Below are 6,000 nucleotides of genomic sequence, written 5' to 3'. Positions count from 1 at the left end.
CCATTGAACTTTACCTTTGGGCTTAACTCCCAAAGCTGTAATTCTTTTTCTCTCAATCGTTTTTAAGCCAATTCTAGTTTCATCTTGAGACCAATACTTGACCCCATTTTTGGCTGGATTAGGAGTTGTATCCTCCAACCAGCAAGCCATTTTCAGCAATTTATTGAGTGTATTTTTGAAAGCGATAGCTGCTTGCTCATCTTTTTTTATACTGGAGCGTCTTGGTACTTTTAGTTTAGCTTTCATTCGATAGTGTAAGTGTTTATATAATGTGTGATAATTGAGTGATATTTTATAGTTGTTTTCCACCCATTTCGCAATTTGCTTATAACTCTTGAATTCACAGGACTCATCACTTAACTTTTTTGACAATCCAGCTATTACGCCCGAGGGAATTACTCGCGGTCTACCCGTTGATTGCCGTATTTCTAACAATCCTGATAGACCGCCAATACTATATTTTTTTAACCATCTATGTACAGTAACTCTATGTACCCCTAGACGTTCAGCTACATCTGTCAAACTTAGACTATAGCCAGCTTTTAAGCAATAAAGTGCTTGGATTTTTTGTCGATTAATTACAGTTCGTTGTTGTGACAAAATTATTTTCAACTCCTTGACTGTTGCATCAATTCTTTCTTGATAGTTGACCTTCATAAAAAATCCCTTAATTTTCTGACCTGACATTGTAGCACTTATTTGGCAAAATGGTATTAGGAAAGTAGCTACTAGATTTGGAGTCAGTAAAAGTCTAGTCCAAAAACTGGTGAATCTTCAAAAGACCGAGGGTAATTTACAGTCGAAACCGAGAGCAAAACCCCAATTTAGTCCTCTAAAAAATGCCGAACCATTCGTCAAGGCGCTAGTGGCAGAGCATCCAGATGCCACGTTGGTAGAGCTGTGTGAATTATTTGCTCATCAATCAGAGTGGAAATTGGGTGAGATCCACGGCAATGTGTCGGCCCAAGCAGAAGTTGGGATTAAATCTTAAAAAAAAAAACCTGGTATATTAGCCAAGTCGCAACAGAAAGAGTCCAAAAATTAAGAGTAGAATATTGGGAAACGATCAAACATATCGAGCCAGAAAACCTGCTATTTTTGGATGAAACAGGGATTTTGCGCTCGTTTAGCCAGAACTCATGCCCGTTCCCAACCGAGGACAAGACTATCCTCATTAAAACCATTTTATCGAGGGGCTAAAGTTACAGCCATTGGCGCATTTAGTATCAACAAAGTGCTGGCAGTAATGACAATGGATGATTCAATGGAGGCAGCAGCATTTGCCGTATTTATTGAGAAGTTTTTGTGTCCTCAATTATGGGCAGGAGCAGTAGTAGTGATGGATAATTTACCCGCTCATAAACTAGCTTCAATTGTACCAACGATTGAATCTGTAGGGGCGAGTGTTATTTGTTTATCTCCTGACTCTCCTGATTTTAACCCTATTGAACTCTGGTGGTCACAACTCAAATCTTTTTTGCGGAGGTTCGCTCCAACTAACGCATCTATGATTGAGAGAATAATAGCAGTTGCCCTCAATTTAATAAATCCTCAGCATTTAAGAAATTGGGAAAGCTAACTGTTGCTATTGTACCTCATAACAGCGGGAAACGCTGTATTTATAGTCCTGGACGCATGGGAACTCATGCGAAACCGGTTTTTTTTACGAAAAGACGCGTTGCAACTCGCCGATTAGGTAAAAAAAACCCGGTTTCTTTGCCGGAGTACGTCCAGGACTGACTTATATAAAATCTAGACTAGGAAACTCTTCTACTTTTTGGTGAGCAGTTAAATCCAACTTTTCTGAATCTATTTTTTCCTGTTGGCGATTCAACCAAATTGCGTTTAATCCCGCATTTTTAGCACCACAATAATCAGCCTTGAAGCTGTCGCCAATATGCAACGCTTTCTCGGCAATGCAGTTGTGCTTTTGCAAAGCTGCGGCAAAAATTTGAGACTGGGGTTTTGCTGCACCCACTTCGGTAGAAATTGTGACTGATCTGAAATAGTCAGCTAAATTGAGTGCTTTTAATACTGCATAAATTCTGGAATCGAAATTCGATACGACTGCTAGTTCAATTCCTTGTTGCTGCCACTTATTTAATGCTGGGAATACGTCGGGATAGACGAACCAAGGTTCGGCGGTGGCAAAATGAGCGTAGAGCTCGGCAAAGAATTTGGGAAAGTCTGAAAATTGGTGATAAACGCCTGCTATTTGAAAAGCTTTAGTGGCAACTGCTTGCCACCATTCAAATTCTAGCTGGGGAATTTTTGCTAATTCTATCCCTGGAAATGCCATCGGACTTGCTGAACCAAAGCTTTGGGAAAATGCTGCATTTAACTCTTGACTGTTAACTGTTACTCCAAAACTATTGGCTAATTGTCCGTAAATTTCGCCGACGCTGCCGCGCACGTCAAACAGTGTACCTGCGGCATCTAGAAAAATTACTTCGGTCATTTGTTATGAGTCATTAATTATTAGTCTGTCAACAGTTAACAGTCAACAGTCAACTGTTGTTAGTTGTTGGTGGATTTATCACACCGGAATGATTGGCAATGTTGCCCGCAGGTTCAAATCTGCCTCCTAAATATTTGGCTAGGAATTCTTCGGCGATCGCATAAAAGTGCAGGCGATTTTCGGGCCGGGCAAATCCGTGTCCTTCGTCTGTATAAAGCACGTATTCTACAGGTTTGTCGGCTTGCTTCATGGCATTGACAATTTGCTCACTTTCTGCTACTTTAACTCGCGGGTCGTTGGCACCTTGGGCGATTAGCAAAGGTTTCTGGATGCGATCGACAAAAAATAAGGGCGAGATCGATTTCAGAAACTCTGGTTCTGTTTCCAAATTGCCGACGCGATGATACATATTTGCTTTGATCGGTTCCCAGTAAGGCGGAATAGTTTGCAGCAGTGTAATCAAATTGCTTGGCCCGACAATATCGACGGCGCAGGCAAAAACATCGGGACTAAAAGTCAATCCCACTAAGGCAGCATAACCACCGTAGGAACCCCCCATAATCGCAATTTTATCCTGTTGGGAAATTCCTGTTTCTACCAGCCAATTAACTCCATCTAGCAAGTCGTCGTGCATCTTAGCGGCCCATTCGCGATTGCCGGCATTGAGAAAGGCTTTGCCGTAGCCGGTGGAACCGCGAAAATTGATTTGCAAAACGGCGTAACCTCGGTTTGCCAGCCATTGGGCTTGTGAATCGTAACCCCAGGTATCGCGTCCCCAGGGGCCACCATGAACAAGCAAGACTGTCGGTACGGGTGTTGAGACGCCAACCGGTTGTGTCAGGTAGCCGTGAATGGTTAAACCATCTCTTGCGGTGTAAGAAATCGGTTCCATTGATGATAGCGGTAGCCCTTCGAGTTTGGGTTTGTTGCTGAACAGAAAGGTGAAGGTTTTGGAGGCGCGATCGTACACATAGTAGTAAACTGGGCCGTCGTCTGTCATGTAAGCGACTAGCCAAGTGGTATCGGCGAGGTTGCGGCTGGTGATGGAGAATTCGCCGGGGCGAAATTTGCCGATCGCCTCAAAATCCTCTGCTATGCTTTGGTCTAAAATCTGCCACTCTTGCTTGTCCTTGTAGAAGGAAACCGCCTGAATCTCTCGCTTGGTGGGGTGTCCGACAATGTTGCCGACATCGTATTCTGGGTCAGAGGCGAGATCGGTTTCTTGTTTGGTTTCTAAGTCTAATGCGATCAAACGTTCGGCGTTAGCATCATGATTGCCGATGATGTAAAGAATTTTGCCGTTTTCTGAGAACATGAGGGCACCGCCTTCCTCATCGGGCCCCCACCTTCGCAGGCTTTCCCAAGACTTGTCGGCAGTTTCCCGAAACACTAATTCTGATCCGCCGTCGGCAGTGGTGGCTGTGGCCGCCCGCACTTGGAATTGGGAGTCAGCAGTCCAACCGACGATGTTACCTGGATTGTCGGTGTCAAATTCAACTGCACCATTTTTGAGGTTAATGCGGTAAACGTCGTGTTTGCTGCGATCGCGGATGTTCATTCCCACTAATATTTCATTGGGGAAGTTGCGGTCAAAGGCGATCGTCTGAGCTTGAACGCCTTGAAATGGTGTCAAGTCGCGAACCAGATTTGACTGGATATTGACTGAGAATAAATGCCAGTTTTCGTCACCCTCAGCATCTTGGAGATAAATTAGCTCTTCGCCGCTGTAAGTCCAGTAAAACATACGGATGCCCCGTTTTTTATCTGCTGTCAGTTGGCGATCGTCTGCTTGACAGACGGTACGGAGTCGCACTTGCAAGACGTTGTGTTCATCTGGTGCAATGTAGGCGAGATACTTGCCGTCTGGTGAAAGTCGGGGGCTAGTTTTTTCGGGATTTCCAAACAGAATCTCCCGCTGAATTAGGGGCGGGAGTTCGGTTTTTGGCTGTTGAGATGTGGAAGTTTGCATTTTTTATCGTGGCTAAAATTTTATTATCTACACTACTAAAGAAAAAACTCGGTCTTTACCAAATCTGCGGGTAGTGTAGTAGTGAAGTATTTGCGTGAAAAACCGGTTTATGGGACGCCATCATAAGTCCTACGATCAACAATCAACCGTCAACGGTCAACAGTTAACGGTTAACAGTTAACAGTCAACAATTAACTAACTTTTAAGCAAATCCTGAATCGGCTTGCTAATCCAATTGAAACCAACTTTTAGCTGATGATCAAATGTTGGCATCCGATAGAGATAGGCTAGGCGGCGAGCAATGTGGGCTAGTTGTCCGTCGAGTTTAATTCCTAAGCCGGCTAGGGTGGCGTTGTCAATTCCTAATGTCATCATTTCTCCTAGCGGCTGATAGCGGAAAGGAAGTAATGGGCGGCCGGTGAGGGAGGCCCAAATGTTCCAGGCGGTGTAGTCAGCTTGCTGGAAGGCTGTTTGGGCTGTTCCGGGGACTTTTTGACCACTTGCATCGTGACATTCAGCTAAGTCTCCCAAGGCAAATATATCTGGATGGTCGATAATTTGCATTTGCGAATTGACTATTAATTGACCGCGCTGGTTTTGTTTGAGGGGTAGCGATCGCACTGCTTGACTAACTTGAGTTCCTACTGTCCACAGAACTATGTCTACGGGAAGAACATCTAATTGTCCTTTGTAAAGTAAGGATATTGTGTCCGCTTCGATCGCCTCTACTTCTGTTTCTAAGTCGATCCACACTTTCCGTTTTTCTAAAGCTTTGCTGGCGGCTTCGCGGTTAAACTCCGGTGATGTCCGCAGAATCATGTCGGCTTGTTCGACTAACCGCACGCGACCTTTGTCTCCGAGTCGATCGGCTAATTTACAAGCTAATTCTACTCCCGAATAACCGGCCCCGACGATCGCAACCCGAATTTTGTCGGTGTTGCTGGCTTCTAAAAACCGCAGTCTTTCTTCCAAGCGGTAGGCGTCGTCGAGAGTGCGAAACGAGTAAGCGTATTCAATGGCACCTTTGACCATATCTAGGGGGGTTTCGCCACCTAAAGCTAAAACAAGTCGATCGCACGGAATTTCTGGCCCGTCGTGCAACTGCACTCGCTTTTCCTCCACATCGATGCCGGAGACAGTACCTTGACAAAAGCGCACACCTGTGTTTTCCAAGACTTCGGCAAAGGGCGGGGCAATTTCCCAGGTTTGGAGTTCGCCGGTTAGGAGTTCGTACAGCAGGGGAACGAACAAAAATCGATCGCGACGGTCAACTAGGACAATTTCGGGTTTTTCGGTTTTGGAGAAGGGTAACTGACTCAAGCGCAGGGCTGTGTAGAGTCCGCCGAAGCCTCCGCCGAGAATGCAAATCCGGGGTTGTTGTTGAGTCATGGTGTTTTGTTTGAGGGGCTCACGGTAGCAAGGAAACTTATCTTATTCTAACGAGAGTGAGGGAGTGGGGAAGGGGGGAGTGGAAGACTGGGAGACTGGGAAAATGGGAAAATGGGAAAATCTTCCATCTTTCCCTCGAACCTCAACCTCCATCTCTTGAATCCGTTAAACTCACACCTAGAGC

6 protein-coding genes are annotated in these 6,000 nt (G+C 45.1%); 2 read left to right on the top strand and 4 right to left on the bottom strand.

The window, feature by feature from the left end; all coding sequences use genetic code 11:
- On the bottom strand, positions 1-687 hold a 687-nt coding region (locus QT994_RS24260; protein ID WP_333179083.1), incomplete at its 3' end, for a helix-turn-helix domain-containing protein.
- A gap of 79 nt (positions 688-766) precedes the next feature.
- On the opposite strand from QT994_RS24260, the gene QT994_RS24255 reads away from it, so the two are divergent.
- Both QT994_RS24255 and QT994_RS24250 read left to right on the top strand, forming a co-directional pair.
- On the top strand, positions 767-991 hold the full coding sequence (locus QT994_RS24255) for a hypothetical protein (protein ID WP_333179081.1): 225 nt from the start codon (positions 767-769) through the stop codon (positions 989-991).
- A gap of 111 nt (positions 992-1,102) precedes the next feature.
- Positions 1,103-1,579 carry a transposase gene (locus tag QT994_RS24250; protein ID WP_333179078.1) on the top strand — a complete coding sequence of 159 codons (477 nt, stop codon included), beginning with the start codon at positions 1,103-1,105 and terminating at the stop codon, positions 1,577-1,579.
- 162 nt (positions 1,580-1,741) lie between these two features.
- Here the strand turns inward: QT994_RS24250 and QT994_RS24245 are convergent, their stop codons facing one another.
- From QT994_RS24245 to QT994_RS24235, 3 genes are all read right to left on the bottom strand, one after another.
- A complete protein-coding gene (locus tag QT994_RS24245; RefSeq protein WP_333049505.1) occupies positions 1,742-2,458 on the bottom strand; it encodes an HAD-IA family hydrolase in 717 nt (238 codons plus the stop codon).
- A 49-nt stretch (positions 2,459-2,507) separates the two neighbouring features.
- The gene (locus QT994_RS24240) at positions 2,508-4,427 is read right to left on the bottom strand and encodes a S9 family peptidase (RefSeq protein WP_333179075.1); all 1,920 of its coding nucleotides are present in this window, start codon (positions 4,425-4,427) and stop codon (positions 2,508-2,510) included.
- Between the two features lie 195 nt (positions 4,428-4,622).
- The gene (locus tag QT994_RS24235; RefSeq protein WP_333179072.1) at positions 4,623-5,816 is read right to left on the bottom strand and encodes an NAD(P)/FAD-dependent oxidoreductase; all 1,194 of its coding nucleotides are present in this window, start codon (positions 5,814-5,816) and stop codon (positions 4,623-4,625) included.
- Between the last annotated feature and the right edge of the window lie 184 nt (positions 5,817-6,000).

Source organism: Microcoleus sp. S13_B4 (genome assembly GCF_036700885.1).
Taxonomy (GTDB): Bacteria; Cyanobacteriota; Cyanobacteriia; order Cyanobacteriales; family Microcoleaceae; genus Microcoleus.
This window is presented reverse-complemented; position numbering and strand designations above follow the sequence as displayed.